Consider the following 14,256-nt stretch of genomic DNA (forward strand, 5'->3'; position numbering starts at 1 on the left):
GTGCTGCCGGAGGTGGCGTCAGACACCGAGGACCTCCTCGCTGTAGTGGCAGGCCGCCTCGCGGCCGGGGACGACCAGGCGAAGCGGCGGGACGTCGGTGGCGCACTCGCGGCCGGGGGCGGCGTCGGCCCCGAGCCGGCGGCGCGCGCACCGCGGGTGGAACGGGCAGCCGCTGGGGATGGCCGCCAGGTTCGGCGGCTGGCCGACGATCGGCTGCAGCCGCCCGCCCTTGGCCTCCACCTGGGGCACCGAGTTCATCAGCCCCTCGGTGTAGGGGTGCGCGGGGTTGCCGAAGACGTCGTCGACCGTGCCCCGCTCGACGATCCGCCCGGCGTACATGACCGCGACGTCGTCGGCGACCTCGTTGACCACGCCCAGGTCGTGGGTGATGAGGACCAGGCCCATCCCGGTGTCGCGCTGCAGGTCCTTGAGCAGGTCCATGACCTGCGCCTGCACGGTGACGTCCAGGGCGGTGGTGGGCTCGTCGGCGATGAGCACCCGCGGGTCGAGCGCGATCGCCATGGCGATCATGACCCGCTGGCGCATGCCGCCGGAGAACTGGTGCGGGAAGTCGTCCACCCGCGACGCCGCCCCCGGGATGCGCACCCGGTCCATCAGCTCGACCGCGTGCTTCTTGGCGTCCCGCTTGGACGTGCCGCGGTGCGCGCGGAACATCTCGCCGATCTGGTAGCCGACGCTGTAGACGGGGTTCAGCGAGGACAGCGCGTCCTGGAAGATCATCGAGATCCCCGGGCCGCGGACCTTGCGCTGCTCCTCCGGCGACTGGGTGAGCAGGTCGCGGCCCTCGAACAGGATGCCGCCGCCGGTGATGACCGCCGGTGGGCTGTCGAGGATGCCCATGATGGCCTGCGCGGAGACCGACTTGCCCGAGCCGGACTCACCGAGGATGGCCAGGGTCTGGCCCTCGGCGAGGCTGTAGCTGATGCCGTTGACGGCGTTGACCACGCCGGAGCGGGTCCGGAACTCCACGTGCAGGTCGTCGACCTCGAGGACCGGCGTCCCGGCGGAACCGGTCAGCACCGAGGTGGTGGGGTCGGGCCGGGTCATGCGCGCTGCCTCGGGTCGAGGGCGTCGCGCAGGGCGTCGCCCATCATGATGAAGGCCATCACGGTCAGGGTCAGGACGAGGCTCGGGAACAGCACCAGGTGCGGGGCGGTGCGCAGGAGCGACTGACCGTTCTCGATCTGCAGACCCCAGGAGATGGCCGGGCGCTGCAGGCCCACGCCCAGGAAGGTCAGCGTCGCCTCCGCCGCGATCAGCACGCCGATGGTGATCGTGGTGTACACGAGGACCGGCGCGACGGCGTTGGGCAGGATGTGCCGCACCAGGATGCGCCTGTTCGACGCGCCCATCGCGCGCGCGGCGGCGACGTAGTCCGAGCTCTTGACCGCGATCACCTGGGACCGGACCAGGCGCATGGCGGTCATCCACCCGAAGGCCGCCAGGGCGATGGCCACGGCCACGACACCGCGGCCCAGGATGCCGCTGCGCAGGACGACCAGCGCGCCCAGGATGAGCGGCAACGCGTAGAAGATGTCGGTCAGCCGGCTGAGCAGGCCGTCCAGCCACCGGCCGTAGAAGCCGGCGATGGCCCCGACGACGACGCCCAGCACGAGGACGACGGCGACGGCGAGCAGCCCGATGATCAGCGAGTTGCGGGCGCCGTGGACGACGTTGGCGAGGTAGTCGCAGCCCTGCTGGTCGAAGCCGAACCAGTGCTCGGCCGACGGCTTCTGGTTGCTGTTGCTCAAGTCGCAGTCCCGCGGGTCGGCCCCGCGGGCGAACAGCTGCGGGACCAGCGCCATCAGCAGGAACGACAGCCCCAGCACGGCGCCGATCCAGAAGAGCGGGTTGCGCCGGAGGTCACGCCAGGCATCACCCCAGAGGCTGTTCTGCCGACCGCTGGTGACGTCGACCGACGGGCTGGCCAGACCGGTCTGCGCGCCGGCCTCGACCTCGTCCCTGCGCAGGTCCATCTGCTGCTGCTCAGTCATAGCGGATCCTCGGGTCGAGGACGGCGTAGAGCACGTCCACCACCAGGTTGAAGAAGATGAAGAAGAAGACCATCAGGGTCACGATGCCGACGACCACGGCACCCTCCTGGGCCTGGACGCTGTCGAACACCGCCCGCCCGATGCCCGGCAGGTTGAACACCGTCTCGGTCACGATCGCCCCGCCCATGAGCGTGCCGATGTCCGCGCCGATGAAGGTGACCACCGGGATCAGGCTGTTGCGCAGGGTGTGCCGGCCGATGACCGTCCGGTTGGGCAGGCCCTTGGCCCGCGCGGTCCGCACGTAGTCGGCGCGCAGGTTCTCCGCGATGCTGGTCCGGGTGAGACGGGCGACGTAGGCCAGCGAGCCGGACGCGAGCACCAGGCCCGGCAGCACGTAGCTGAGCCAGCCCTCGTTGATCCCGGCGATCGGGAACCAGCCGAACTGGAGCCCGAGGACGAACTGGGCGACGAAGGCCAGCACCAGGATCGGCACGGAGACGATGAGCGTGCTCGAGACGAGCACGAGGTTGTCCAGGAAGCCGTTGCGCCGGATGCCGGCGAGCACTCCGGCGATGATGCCGATGACGGTCTCGATCGCAATGGCGACGACGGTGAGACGCAGCGTGACCGGAAGCCGCTGGGTGATGGTCTCGCTCACCTCGCGGCCGCGGAAGTCGGTGCCGAGGTCTCCCTGCAGCAGGTCGCCGACGTACTTGGCGTACTGGACCACCAGCGGGTCGTCGAGGTTGAACTCCTCGCGGAGCTGGGCGACCACCGCCGGGGACAGCGGCCGCTCACCGCCCAGTGCGCGGATGGGGTCGCCGGGGAGGGCGTAGACGAGGGCGAAGATGAGGAAGGACGCCCCGATGAGGACGGGGATGGTCAGCAGGAGGCGGCGCGCGATGTAGCGGCCCATGTCGCTCCTCGGTCAGGACACGCGGACGCCGGCGGAGCGTCTCGTCGCGTCGTCCATTCTGGGGTCGCACGCGGCCGGCCGCCGGGGACACCGTCCAGTCTGGGCGGGTTCCCCGGCGGCCGGCCGGCGGTGCGGTGTCAGTTGATGGTGACCGCCGCAGCGTCTATGTCACCGAAGACGTCGATCACCACGTCGCTGACGGCCTCGGAGTGCACTGCCTGCTCGAGGTCGAAGAACATCGGGATGCTCGGCATGTCCTCCAGCAGCAGGTCCTCGGCCTGCTGGTAGAAGCCGATGGCCTCCTCGTTGCTGGCCGCCGAGTTGCCCTGCTGGATGAGTGCGTCGAACTCGGGGTTCGTGTAGAAGGTCGTGTTCGAGCCCGCCGGCGGCAGTGCCGCGGCGGAGTACAACGGCTCCAGGTAGTTCTGCGGGCTGGGGTAGTCCATGGACCAACCGAGCCGGAAGGGGCCGGTCACGCCCCGCTCATCGAGCAGCGGGAGGTACTGGGCGAAGTCCAGGTCGCCCCGGAGCGAGTACTCGATGCCCACGTTCTCGCGCAGCTGGTTGCCCACGGCCTCCACCCACGCGTCGTGGCCGGCGCCGGCGTTGAACCACAGCTCGACCGGCTGGCTCCGGTCGAAGCCGGCCTCGTCCAGGAGCTGGTTGGCCCGCTCGACGTCGAGGACGCAGTAGGTGCAGGCACCGTCGCGGTAGCCGTCGACCACCGGCGCGATGAAGGAGTCGGCCGGCTCGTTGCTCCCCGCGAAGATGGCGTCGGAGATCGCCTGGCGGTCGATGGCCATGGACAGGGCCTGACGCACCCGCGGGTCGGCGAAGCGCTCGTCGTAGGTCGGGTAACCCAGGTAGGTGAAGCCGGACGACGGCGCCTCCAGGTACCGGTCACCGAACTCCGCCTCCACCGACGTGATGGCGTCCGGCGGCAGGTCGGGAGCGACGTCGAGGTTGCCGGCCTGCACGTCGGTGTAGGCGGTGTTGATGTCGGTGTAGACGCGGAACTCGACCGACTCGGCCTGCGCAGGCTGCTCCCCTGCGTAGTCGTCGTACCGCGTGACGGTGAAGCCCTGACCCTGCACGAACTCCTCGGTGGCCTGCAGCGGACCGTTGCCGACCGGCTGGGCCCCGAAACCGTCCGGGTCCTCGAAGAACGACTCGGGCAGCGGGTAGAAGGCGCTGTAGCCGACGGTCACCGGGAACTGCGCGAACGGACTGGCGAGGGTGACCGTGAAGGTCTGGTCGTCCACGACCTGCAGGCCGCTCATCTCCTGGGCGACCGGGTCACCGGTGATGGTCCCGGCGTCGTCGGTCGGCGCCTGCAGCTCGTCGTAGCCCTGGATGTTGGAGAAGAAGTAGGACCCGCCCTGGGCGTTGGGGCTGTAGGCGGTGTAGTTCCACGCGTCCACGAAGGACCGGGCGGTGACGGGGGTGCCGTCGTGGAAGGTCCAGCCGTCCTTGAGCGTGACGGTCCACGTGGTGTTGTCCTCGGAATCGATCGACTCCGCGACGCCGGTGTACTCGACCGAACCGTCCGCCGCGTACTCGACCAGGCCGGTCCACAGCGAGCGGACGACCTGCGCGCCCTCGCTCTCGGTGGTGTTGCCGGGCACCAGCGGGTTCTCGGGGTCGCTGTACAGAGCGATGCTGAAGGTGCCGCCACCCTCGCCGCCACCGCCGCCGCCGGACCCGCTGTCGTCGCCGCCACCACAGGCGGACAGCACCATCGCGCCGGACAGGCCGGTCGCGATGAGCGCAGCAGTGCGCTTGCTCAACCTCACGTGCAATGCCTCCCTCGTCCCGCACAGCGGGGGGAACGGACTGGTTCGCCGGCAGCCTGACGTCGTCGCACGGCGTGCCGGGGTCCTGCTGACTGGTACCGGGCCATCCCGGTACGAGCGGGGACCCTAGGCGCGTTCCGGGAGGGGGGTCCACGACCGTCACCGACTTGTGACCTCGGCTCAGGATCTCACAGGGTGGAACGCCGCTCGGGTCGCCCCGGTCGGCTCCCGCCTCCAAGACCTCCGGCCGGATGGCGCCGACGCCGGACGTCTTGCGGGTCTTCCCTGGTCGGCGTGTCAAGTCCACTGACGGGGGTACCAGACACCGGACCCGATGAGAGGAGTCGACGTGAGCGGCATCGACAAGATGAAGAACAAGGCCGAGGAGCTCTCCGGCAGGGGCAAGGAGAACCTCGGCGAGGCGACCGGCGACCGGGACCTGCAGGCCGAGGGCCAGGCCGACCAGGCCAAGGGCAACCTCAAGCAGGCCGGCGAGAAGGTCAAGGACGTCTTCAAGTAGGCCACCGGCACGCCGACGGGCGGGTTCCCCACGGGAGCCCGCCCGTCGGCGTGCCGGCACCCGGGGCCCGCCGGTCCCCACGCCACCAGCGCTCGGATCCCCGCCCGGCCACGGCCCGCCCTCTCAGAGCCGGGCCAGCAGCGCCCGGACGGCGGGCAGCAGGGGGCGGTCGGCGGGGATCCAGTCCAGCGCCTCCAGCTCCTCGGCGGCCACCCAGCGCAGCTCGCTGTGCTCGTGCGCGGTCAGCTGACCGCCCGGCTCGGCCCGCGCCCACCAGACCCGCAGGGTCGACGCCCCGGGTGGCCCGCCGCCGACGGCGCCGTCCAGCACGACCTCCCCGAGGAACGCCTGGGGGACGACGACCGCGCCGAGCTCCTCGCCGATCTCGCGGACCAGCGCGGCGAGCTCCTCCTCCCCCGGCTCGACCTTGCCGCCGGGGAACTCCCAGCGGCCGTCGAAGGGGCCGCCCGACCGCCGGGCCACGAGCACCCGGTCGCCGTCCACCACCGCCGCGCCGACCACCTGCACGACGTCGAGCGCGCGGCGGGCCGCCGCGGCGGCGTGGAGGTCCAGGTGCGCCTGCACCGCCCGCAGCACCCGCCGGCGGAGCAGCAGGTCCACGACCCGGCCGAGGACGCCGGGCAGCGCCGTCGCCCAGTCGACCTGCTCCTCGACGAGCGTGCCGGCGCCGGTGGCGGTGTAGCGGCGCGAGTGGGTCAGCCGGCGCCAGCCGCGACCGGGCCCGACGGCGTGGACCTGGCGCACCGGGCGGACCGACACGACCTCCACCAGCGGCACCGGCCAGGGGCGGCCGAGGGCGCGGCCGACGTCGAAGGCCACGGTCAGCGGCGCCTCCACCAGGGAGGTGAGACGCAGCCGGGGCACGGTGCCACCCTCGCAGACAGGGCAGACTGGTCCCCGTGCGCATCACCGCCCGCGTCGACTACGCCGTCCGGGCCGCCGTGGAGCTGGCCGCGGCGGCACCGGGGGCGCTGACGTGCGACCGCATCGCCGCGGCCCAGGGCATCCCCTCCCGCTTCCTCCAGTCGATCCTCGGCGACCTCCAGCACGCCCGGCTGGTCACCAGCCAGCGCGGCCGGGAGGGCGGCTACCGCCTGGCGCTGCCGCCGTCGGAGGTCTCCATCGCCCGGGTCATGCGGGTGGAACAGGGGTTCCTCGCCGAGGTGCACGGCCAGCGGCCGGAGGACGTCGAGTACTCGGGCACCGCCACCCCGCTGGCCCCGGTGTGGGTGGCCGCGCGCGAGGCCTACCGGCGGGTGCTCGAGCAGGTCACCCTCGCCGACGTCGTGGCCGGCGAGCTGCCCGCGCCGGTCGCCGAGCTGGTCTCCCTCGAGGAGGCGTGGCGCTCCTTCGGGGACGTCGCGAACCCCGCCGAGCGCCGGTAGCCGGGGGCGCCCCGCCGCCGGGCAGCCGGGCTGGGCGAGACTGGCGGGCATGCCAGCTCCGTCGCGCCCGGGTGTCACCGTGTTCCTGACCGGCCTGTCCGGGGCGGGCAAGTCCACGATCGCCGACGCCCTCGTCGCCGACCTGGCGGCCGAGGGTCGGCCGGTGACGGTCCTGGACGGCGACGTCGTCCGCACCCACCTGTCCAGCGAGCTGTCGTTCTCCCGCGCGGACCGGGACCTCAACATCCGGCGGATCGGCTTCGTCGCCGGCGAGGTGGTCAAGCACGGCGGCACGGTCGTGGTCGCGGCCATCGCCCCCTACGAGGCCGCCCGCGAGGAGGCCCGCGCGCTCGTGGAGCAGCACGGCCGGTTCGTGCTGGTGCACCTGTCCACGCCGCTGGAGGTCTGCGAGGGCCGCGACGTCAAGGGCCTCTACGCCCGGGCCCGCGCCGGCCACATCACCGGCTTCACCGGCATCGACGACCCGTACGAGCCGCCCGCGCGCGCCGAGGTGGTCGTCGACACCTCGGTCACCCCGCTGGCGGAGTCGGTCGCGCTGATCCGCGCGGCCATGGCGGGAGGACCCCGGCCCGCCGCTCCGGTGGGATGAGTCACCCCGCGGCCGCTCCGGCGGATGTGGGACCATGGGGGACGTGACCTCCCGCGGCCTGCACCTCGTCGCGCGCCGTCACATCGACCTGGCGCTGGTGAGCAGCGCGGTCTGTCGCCTCGCGCGCTGACATCCCGGTCCCCTGCAGCAGTCGCTGCGCCCCCGATCCGGCAGCGCCCAACCCCGTCCGGTCCGGCGCCGCGACGGACGGCGCAGGAGGAAGTGCCCCCGTGACCACTCCCCGTACGAGCACCCGACCCCAGCGTGGGCAGGGCCAGTGGGCGCTGGGCTACCGCGAGCCCCTGAACCCGAACGAGCGGATGAAGAAGGACTCCGACGGGCTCGAGGTCCGTCAGCGGATCCTCGACATCTACTCCAAGGCCGGCTTCGACTCGATCGACCCGGGTGACCTCCGTGGCCGCATGCGCTGGATGGGGCTCTACACCCAGCGCGCCCAGGGCATCCCCGGCGGGAAGACCGCCGTGCTGGAGCCCGAGGAGCTCGAGGACTCCTACTTCATGATGCGGGCCCGCATCGACGGCGGGCAGCTGACCAGCGACGCACTCCGGGTCCTCGGCGGCATCAGCACCGAGTTCGGCCGGGACGTCGCCGACGTGACCGACCGGCAGAACGTGCAGTACCACTGGATCCGCATCGAGGACGTGCCGGAGATCTGGCGTCGGCTCGAGTCGGTGGGCCTGAGCACGATGGAGGCCTGCGGGGACGTCCCGCGCGTGATGCTCGGCTGCCCGCTGGCCGGGATCCTCGAGGACGAGGTCATCGACGCCACCGACGTCATCGCCGAGACCGTGGCGAAGTACGTGGGCAGCCCTGAGTTCAGCAACCTGCCGCGCAAGTGGAAGACGTCGATGTCCGGGTGCGTGGACCACTGCACCGAGCCGGAGATCGACGACGTCTCCTTCGTCGGCGTGGTGAACGAGGCCGGTGAGGCCGGCTACGACCTGTGGGTCGGCGGCGGCCTGTCCACCAACCCGATGTTCGCCCAGCGGATCGGCGTCTTCGTCCGCCCCGACCAGGTGACCGACGTCTGGGCCGGCTGCACCGCCGTCTTCCGCGACTACGGGTACCGCCGGCAGCGCAACCGCGCCCGCATCAAGTTCCTCATGGCCGACTGGGGCCCGGAGAAGTTCCGCCAGGTGCTGCAGGACGAGTACCTGGGTGAGGCGCTGCCCGACGGCCCCGCTCCCGCCCCGGCGAAGCACGACCAGCGCGACCACGTCGGCGTCAGCCGGCAGAAGGACGGCCTCAACGCCGTCGGCTTCGCGCTGCGCACCGGCCGGATCAGCGGCTCGCTGCTCACGACGATCGCGGACCTGGCCGACGAGTACGGCGCCGGGCGCATCCGCACGACGACCCAGCAGAAGCTGGTCATCCTCGACGTGCCGGACGAGGAGGTCGAGGCGCTGGTCGAGGCGCTCGCCGCGCACGACCTGCAGGTGCGACCCAGCGCCTTCCGCCGCGGCACCATGGCCTGCACCGGCCTGGAGTTCTGCAAGCTCGCGATCGTCGAGACCAAGCAGCACGCCCAGGACCTCTACGCGGAGCTGGAGAAGCGGCTGCCGGAGTTCGACACCCCGATCGGCATCAACGTCAACGGCTGCCCGAACAGCTGCGCCCGGTTCCAGACCGCCGACATCGGGTTCAAGGGCTCGATGGTCCGCGACGAGAACGGCGAGATGGTCGAGGGCTTCCAGGTGCACCTGGGCGGGCACCTCGGCGTGGAGGCCACCTTCGGCCGCAAGTTCCGCGGCCACAAGGTGACCAAGGCCGAGACCGCCGACTACTGCGAGCGGGTCCTCCGCGGCTACCTCGACCGGCGCGAGGACGGCGAGGCCTTCGCCTCGTACGTCGCCCGCGCCGACGAGGAGTGGCTGGTCTGAGGTGAGCGAGTCCCCCGAGTCGCCGCGTCGGGGAAGGACCCGGCAGCTGCCGGTGTTCTACTGCCCGTACTGCGGTGACGAGGAACTGACGCCGCACGGCGAGGACCCCGACGGCTGGCACTGCGGTGCCTGCCTGCGGACCTGGACCGTGCACCTGACCGGAACGGGGGTCCAGCGACCATGACGACAGCTGTCGTGGCACCCACACCCGAGCTCGCGGCCGAGGCCGATGCCCGGTTCGAGGGGATCGCCGACCCGGTCGAGCAGGCGCTCGCCGTCCTCCGCTGGGCCGGGGAGACCTTCGGCGACGACTTCGCGGTGACGTCGTCCATGGCCGACGGGCTGCTGTCCCACCTGGCCTCGCGCGCCGTGCCCGGCGTCAACGTGGTCTTCCTGGACACCGGCTACCACTTCGCCGAGACGATCGGCACCCGCGACTGGATCACCGGGGTCATGCCGATCACGCTGGTCAACGTGCAGCCCGCCCAGACGGTCGCCGAGCAGGACGCCGAGCACGGCCCCGAGCTGCACCAGCGCGACCCCGACCTGTGCTGCTCGCTGCGCAAGGTGAAGCCGCTGGCGCAGGCGCTGGCCGGCTACGCGGCGTGGGGCTCGGGCGTGCGCCGCGACGAGTCGCCCACGCGCGCCGGCACGAGGGTCGTCGACTGGGACGCCAAGCGCGGCATGGTGAAGGTCAACCCGCTGGCGGCGTGGACCCAGGACGACGTCGACGCCTACGTCGCCGAGCACCAGGTGCCGGTCAACCCGCTGCAGGAGATCGGCTACGCCTCGATCGGCTGCGCGCCGTGCACCCGCCCGGTGGCCCCGGGCGAGGACCCGCGCGCCGGCCGCTGGGCCGGGCGCGGCAAGACGGAGTGCGGCCTGCACCTCTGAGGGAGGACCTCCCTGCCCCCCGCGGCTCGCAGGCTCGCAGCGGGACCCTGGGACGAGGCCGTCGGGCGCGGCAGGATGACCGACGTGCCCCGACCGCCGCGCCTGTCCCCCGACGAGCTCACCGCCGCCCTGACCGCGCTGCCGCTGTGGTCCGGGGACGGCGGGGGCATCCGCCGCAGCGTCCAGCTGCCCGGCTTCCCCGAGGCGATCGCCGCGCTGGTGCGCATCGCGTTCGTCGCCGAGGCGATGGACCACCACCCCGACGTCGACCTGCGCTGGCGCACCCTGCACCTGACGCTGGTCACGCACTCCGCGGGTGGGGTGACCGAGCTGGACCTGGAGCTGGCCCGCCGCGTCGACGGGCTGTTCCCGGGCTGAAGCCCGGGGCGCCGGACCCCGTGCGGGCCTCGGCGCCCAGCGCCCGACGATCACGGAGCCGTGGGGGCGGCACGCCGTCCACCGACGACGCGCCGCCACCCGGACCCCGTGATCGTCGGGATGGGGGCGCGAGCCCTCAGCTGCCGACGCGGCCGCCGTCCTCGCGGTAGACGACCGCGACGCTCGGCCGCGGGTAGCCGCCGCTGGGCAGCCGGTCGGGCCAGGTGCTCGACGGGGTCTGCAGCGTCGACCCCGTCGTCTCACCGGGGTGCTGCACCGACACGAACACCGAGCGGCCGTCCTCCGGGATCAGCGGGCCGCTGCACTCCGCGCCGACGGGGACGGTGAGGAAGGCCTTGAGGTGCCCGCGCTCGGGACCCTCGGTCGGGACGGCGAAGAGCCCGTCGTTGGTGCCCCCGAACGTGCCGGCCTCCTGGTTGCGGGTGGAGAGCACGGTCCCGTCGGTGGAGATCCACAGGTTGCCGGCCGGGTCGAACTCCAGGTTGTCCGGGCAGGAGATGGCGCTGACCTGGGACTTGTCGTACCCGGCGAAGTAGGTACCGGGTGACTCCGGGTCACCGGCCAGGATGAAGACCCGCCAGCTGAACTCGGTGCCGCTGGCCGACCCCTTCTCCTCCCACTCGATGACGTGCCCGTTGCGGTTGCCCGGCTGCTCCTCGAAGGTCGCGGCGGTGCCGGCCTCCTCGTCCGCGGGCTCGAAGGCGAACGAGCGGGTGAGCGGGTTGGCCTCGTCGGCGCCGGGCCGCCCGTCCACGCCGGTCCGGTTGGAGTTGTTGGTCAGCGCGGCGTACACCCGGCCGTTGACCGGGTTGACCTGGATGTCCTCGGGCCGGTCCATCTTGGTGGCCACCGACGACGGGTCGTCCACGATCTCGTTGCCGGCGGCGTCGAGCACCGGGTCGCCGGCGTCGTCCAGGCGCTTGCCGAGCCGGTCGGCGGCCAGCCGGGTGTAGGTGAGCACCCAGGCGACGTCCTTGCCCTTGATCGCCGACTTGCCGTTCCGGACCAGCGGCACCCAGCGGCCGGTGCCGTCGAACTCGCCGTCCCCGGGGAGCGCACCGCTGCCGTCGATCTCCGACGCCGGGGAGTCCCCGTCGAAGTGGGCGACGTAGAGGTCGCCCTCCTCCAGCAGCCGCATGTTGTGCGCCTTGGTGTGCCGGTCCCAGCCCTCCTCGTACTTCCGCTTCGACACGAACTTGTAGATGTAGTCGAAGCGCTCGTCGTCGCCGGTGTAGGCCACGACGTGACCGTCCTGGGCGATCTGGATGTTGGCGCCCTCGTGCTTGAGGCGCCCGAGGGCGGTGTGCTTGCGGGGCACGGAGTGCCGGTCGTAGGGGTCGACCTCGACGACCCAGCCGAAGCGGTTGACCTCGTTGGGCTCCTTCGCCAGGTCGAACCGCTCGTCGACGGTCTGCCACGCGCGGGTGGCGGCGTCGGCGCCGTCGATGCCGTAGCGCTCCAGGACGGCCAGCTGCTCGGCGTCGGTGATCGGCGCGGAGGCCCCGAAGTACTGGTTGAAGTTCTCCTCGCCGTGCAGCGTGGTGCCCCAGGGCGTGATGCCGCCGGCGCAGTTGTTCAGCGTGCCCCGGACGGTCGTCCCCGACGGGTCCTCGCGCGTCCTCAGGTACGCCGAGCCCGCGGCGGGACCGGTGAGCCGGAAGGGGGTCTCCGGGGTGATCCGGCGGTTGCGCCGGCGCTTCTCGCTCGGCTTCCAGACGCCGGAGTCGCCGTCCCGCTCGATCTGCACGACCGAGATGCCGTGCGCCATCATCGCGATCCGCTTCTGGACGTCGCTGATGGTGCCCGCGGCGTCCTCGTCGGCGACGCCGGGGAACATCAGCTGCTCGTCGGTGTACTCGTGGTTGACCACGAGCAGGGCGGCGTCGTCGCCGAGGGGCAGGAAGCCGATGAAGTCGCAGTTGTAGCCGAACTGCCGGGCCTGCGCCTCCGGCGACTGGCGGTCGATGTCGAACTCGGGCGCGCCCTCCTCGACCGGGTCGCCCCAGCGCAGCACGACGGACCAGCCGTACCCGCCGGGGACGACCAGCTCGTCGAGCAGGTTCTGCTCGACCGGCTCGAAGGTCAGCGCGCCGTCCGGTCCGCTCCCGGGGCGCCCGCCGTGCCGGGGGCGGTCGGAGGCGGCCGCCGGCAGGGCCGGCCCGGCCGCCACCATCAGGGCGCCCACCCCGGCGGCCTTGAGCACGTTGCGACGGCTCACCGCGGACTCCACGACCGAGCGGAAGGTCGGGTTGTCGGTCCGGTTGGGCACCGGGCGGTCACAGGCGTTGCCGCACTTGTAGAAGCAGGTGGCGTGGCTCCGGCTGCCGTGCCGGAGGGTGTTGCCGCCCAGCAGCGGCAGGAGGCGACGCCGGGGATCGCGGATGTCCGTCATCAGGGTCCTCTGATCGGGTGACACAGGGCCCCCGCACGCTAGGCAGCGCACGCCCGAGAGCGGGTGGCCGCGAGGTGAAGCTCCCGTGACCTGTGGGACCGTCGTGACGTCGCGCACTCAGCCGATGACAGGCAGCACCAGCAGCTGCAGCAACCGGTCGGCCTCGGCGTCGGGGTCGTCGGTCAGCCCGGTGTGCACCGGCCCGGCCTGGACGACGGTGCTGCGCGGCGCGGTGAGCCAGCGGAACCGGGAGCCCAGCGCCTCCCGCCCGGCCGCTCCCGAGGCGGGGTCGGCGGCGCAGACGTCCGCGGCGGCCTGCAGCGCGCGGCGGATGGCCGCGGGGTCGGCGGTGGGGTCCAGCGCGCGCAGCCGGTCGGTGTCCAGGTGGACCCGCGAGCCGAGGTAGTCCCGCTGGCGGCAGTAGACCAGGACGCCGGCGTTGAGCGACTCCCCGCGCTCCACCCGCGGCACCACCCGCAGGACGGCGTACTCGAAGGTGTCCCGGCTCACCGCTGGCTCATCCCCGCAGGCGGCGGCGGGCCCAGCCACGACGGCCGGTTCTCCCCGCGCGGGGCCCGGCGGCGCGACCCGCCGGCGGCCGCGGCGGCCACCAGCGGCGGCAGCCAGGCGTCGCGGGCGCCGAGCCGGGCGAGCAGCTGGTCGACGTAGCGGGTCCGCACCTCCGGGAGGACCCCGGCCTCCCCACCCCTCGCGAGCTCGGGGCGGTGCCCTGGACGGGGCCACCCGAGTGCCGCCTCGACGAGCCAGTCGTCCGGGACCTGCGCCAGCACCGCCTCCAGCAGCGGCCGGGTGACCCGGGGCGCGAGCGCGGCGTCGGCGGCGCGGACGTCGGGCGAGCAGTCCACCAGCGCGTGCTGGGTCGCGTCGTAGGGGCGGGCCACGGCGGCGGGCGCGCCGGGCCAGTGGTGGTGGAAGGTCAGCGTGGCCCCGTGGTCGATCAGCTGCAGCCGGCCGTGCCAGAACAGCATGTTGGGGTTGCGCCAGGAGCGGTCGACGTTGCCGACCAGCGCGTCGAACCACAGCACCCGGCCGGCCAGCTCCGGGTCGACGCCGTCGGCGCCGGCCTCGAAGTCCAGCGCGCCGGGCAGGTAGTCCAGGCCCAGGTTGACCCCGGCCGAGCGCTGCAGCAGCTCCTGCACCTCGACGTCGGGCTCCCCCACGGCGAGCTCCGGGGCGACGTCCACGGTGACCAGCGCCGGCACCGGCAGCGACAGCGCGCGGGCCAGCTCGGCGCACACCACCTCGGCGACGAGCACCGTGACGCCCTGCCCCGCGGCCCGCCACTTGACCACGTAGGTGCCGAGGTCGTCGGCCTCCATCAGCCCGGGCAGCGAGCCACCCTCGCGCAGCGGGGTGACGTAGCGGGTGGCGGTGACGGCGGGCAGCACA

Annotated in this window: 15 protein-coding genes; 7 read left to right on the plus strand and 8 right to left on the minus strand. The window is 72.8% G+C overall.

Features of this window, described 5'->3' with window-relative positions; translation table 11 throughout:
- Nucleotides 1–18: 18 nt before the first annotated feature.
- From BLR12_RS00605 to BLR12_RS00620, 4 genes are all read right to left on the minus strand, one after another.
- Nucleotides 19–1,068: an ABC transporter ATP-binding protein gene (locus BLR12_RS00605; protein WP_091372083.1), complete on the minus strand. Its 1,050-nt coding sequence runs from the start codon at nucleotides 1,066–1,068 to the stop codon at nucleotides 19–21.
- Nucleotides 1,065–2,015 (minus strand): ABC transporter permease, encoded by a 951-nt coding sequence (locus BLR12_RS00610; RefSeq protein ID WP_091372086.1) that lies wholly within the window; start codon nucleotides 2,013–2,015, stop codon nucleotides 1,065–1,067. The genes BLR12_RS00605 and BLR12_RS00610 overlap by 4 nt, the downstream gene beginning before the upstream one ends.
- Nucleotides 2,008–2,931 carry an ABC transporter permease gene (locus tag BLR12_RS00615; protein ID WP_091372089.1) on the minus strand — a complete coding sequence of 308 codons (924 nt, stop codon included), beginning with the start codon at nucleotides 2,929–2,931 and terminating at the stop codon, nucleotides 2,008–2,010. The genes BLR12_RS00610 and BLR12_RS00615 overlap by 8 nt, the downstream gene beginning before the upstream one ends.
- A 137-nt stretch (nucleotides 2,932–3,068) precedes the next feature.
- Nucleotides 3,069–4,724, minus strand: coding sequence for a peptide ABC transporter substrate-binding protein (locus BLR12_RS00620; protein WP_218120487.1), 1,656 nt, complete (start codon nucleotides 4,722–4,724; stop codon nucleotides 3,069–3,071).
- 349 nt (nucleotides 4,725–5,073) lie between these two features.
- Between BLR12_RS00620 and BLR12_RS00625 the strand changes: the two genes are divergently transcribed.
- The gene (locus BLR12_RS00625) at nucleotides 5,074–5,244 is read left to right on the plus strand and encodes a CsbD family protein (RefSeq protein WP_218120488.1); all 171 of its coding nucleotides are present in this window, start codon (nucleotides 5,074–5,076) and stop codon (nucleotides 5,242–5,244) included.
- A 123-nt stretch (nucleotides 5,245–5,367) separates the two neighbouring features.
- On the opposite strand, the gene BLR12_RS24780 is transcribed toward BLR12_RS00625, so the two are convergent.
- Entirely contained in the window at nucleotides 5,368–6,129 is a 762-nt protein-coding gene (locus tag BLR12_RS24780) for a (deoxy)nucleoside triphosphate pyrophosphohydrolase (protein WP_218120489.1), read from the minus strand.
- A gap of 35 nt (nucleotides 6,130–6,164) precedes the next feature.
- Between BLR12_RS24780 and BLR12_RS00635 the strand changes: the two genes are divergently transcribed.
- The 6 genes from BLR12_RS00635 (at nucleotide 6,165) to BLR12_RS00660 (ending at nucleotide 10,433) form a co-directional block, all read left to right on the plus strand.
- Complete coding sequence (locus BLR12_RS00635; RefSeq protein ID WP_091372095.1) at nucleotides 6,165–6,650, plus strand: RrF2 family transcriptional regulator; 486 nt, start codon at nucleotides 6,165–6,167, stop codon at nucleotides 6,648–6,650.
- 49 nt (nucleotides 6,651–6,699) lie between these two features.
- Entirely contained in the window at nucleotides 6,700–7,260 is a 561-nt protein-coding gene (gene cysC / locus BLR12_RS00640; protein ID WP_091372098.1) for an adenylyl-sulfate kinase, read from the plus strand.
- Nucleotides 7,261–7,490: 230 nt separating this feature from the next.
- Nucleotides 7,491–9,161 (plus strand): nitrite/sulfite reductase, encoded by a 1,671-nt coding sequence (locus BLR12_RS00645; protein ID WP_091372101.1) that lies wholly within the window; start codon nucleotides 7,491–7,493, stop codon nucleotides 9,159–9,161.
- Between the two features lies 1 nt (nucleotide 9,162).
- Nucleotides 9,163–9,345 (plus strand): hypothetical protein, encoded by a 183-nt coding sequence (locus BLR12_RS00650; protein ID WP_091372102.1) that lies wholly within the window; start codon nucleotides 9,163–9,165, stop codon nucleotides 9,343–9,345.
- Nucleotides 9,342–10,055 carry a phosphoadenylyl-sulfate reductase gene (locus BLR12_RS00655; protein WP_091372105.1) on the plus strand — a complete coding sequence of 238 codons (714 nt, stop codon included), beginning with the start codon at nucleotides 9,342–9,344 and terminating at the stop codon, nucleotides 10,053–10,055. Before BLR12_RS00650 ends, BLR12_RS00655 begins: the two co-directional genes overlap by 4 nt.
- A 75-nt stretch (nucleotides 10,056–10,130) precedes the next feature.
- Entirely contained in the window at nucleotides 10,131–10,433 is a 303-nt protein-coding gene (locus BLR12_RS00660; protein ID WP_091372107.1) for a 4a-hydroxytetrahydrobiopterin dehydratase, read from the plus strand.
- A 136-nt stretch (nucleotides 10,434–10,569) separates the two neighbouring features.
- On the opposite strand, the gene BLR12_RS00665 is transcribed toward BLR12_RS00660, so the two are convergent.
- The 3 genes from BLR12_RS00665 to BLR12_RS00675 all read right to left on the minus strand — a co-directional run bounded on the left by BLR12_RS00665 (nucleotide 10,570) and on the right by BLR12_RS00675 (nucleotide 14,255).
- A complete protein-coding gene (locus tag BLR12_RS00665) occupies nucleotides 10,570–12,846 on the minus strand; it encodes a PhoX family protein (RefSeq protein ID WP_091372110.1) in 2,277 nt (758 codons plus the stop codon).
- A gap of 117 nt (nucleotides 12,847–12,963) precedes the next feature.
- Nucleotides 12,964–13,356 (minus strand): DUF3037 domain-containing protein, encoded by a 393-nt coding sequence (locus BLR12_RS00670; RefSeq protein WP_091372113.1) that lies wholly within the window; start codon nucleotides 13,354–13,356, stop codon nucleotides 12,964–12,966.
- The gene (locus BLR12_RS00675) at nucleotides 13,353–14,255 is read right to left on the minus strand and encodes a HipA family kinase (RefSeq protein ID WP_091372116.1); all 903 of its coding nucleotides are present in this window, start codon (nucleotides 14,253–14,255) and stop codon (nucleotides 13,353–13,355) included. Before BLR12_RS00675 ends, BLR12_RS00670 begins: the two co-directional genes overlap by 4 nt.
- Nucleotide 14,256 lies beyond the last annotated feature (1 nt).

Origin of the sequence: Geodermatophilus sp. DSM 45219 (assembly GCF_900104025.1) — a bacterium.
Classification (GTDB): domain Bacteria; phylum Actinomycetota; class Actinomycetes; order Mycobacteriales; family Geodermatophilaceae; genus Geodermatophilus.

Excerpts from the sequence above, each read along its gene's own strand:
- BLR12_RS00665 (WP_091372110.1), bottom strand. The coding sequence starts at position 12,846 with ATGACGGACATCCGCGATCCCCGGCGTCGCCTCCTGCCGCTGCTGGGC.
- BLR12_RS00655 (WP_091372105.1), top strand. The coding sequence starts at position 9,342 with ATGACGACAGCTGTCGTGGCACCCACACCCGAGCTCGCGGCCGAGGCC.
- cysC (WP_091372098.1), top strand. The coding sequence starts at position 6,700 with ATGCCAGCTCCGTCGCGCCCGGGTGTCACCGTGTTCCTGACCGGCCTG.
- BLR12_RS00610 (WP_091372086.1), bottom strand. The coding sequence starts at position 2,015 with ATGACTGAGCAGCAGCAGATGGACCTGCGCAGGGACGAGGTCGAGGCC.
- BLR12_RS00660 (WP_091372107.1), top strand. The coding sequence starts at position 10,131 with ATGACCGACGTGCCCCGACCGCCGCGCCTGTCCCCCGACGAGCTCACC.
- BLR12_RS00615 (WP_091372089.1), bottom strand. The coding sequence starts at position 2,931 with ATGGGCCGCTACATCGCGCGCCGCCTCCTGCTGACCATCCCCGTCCTC.
- BLR12_RS00605 (WP_091372083.1), bottom strand. The coding sequence starts at position 1,068 with ATGACCCGGCCCGACCCCACCACCTCGGTGCTGACCGGTTCCGCCGGG.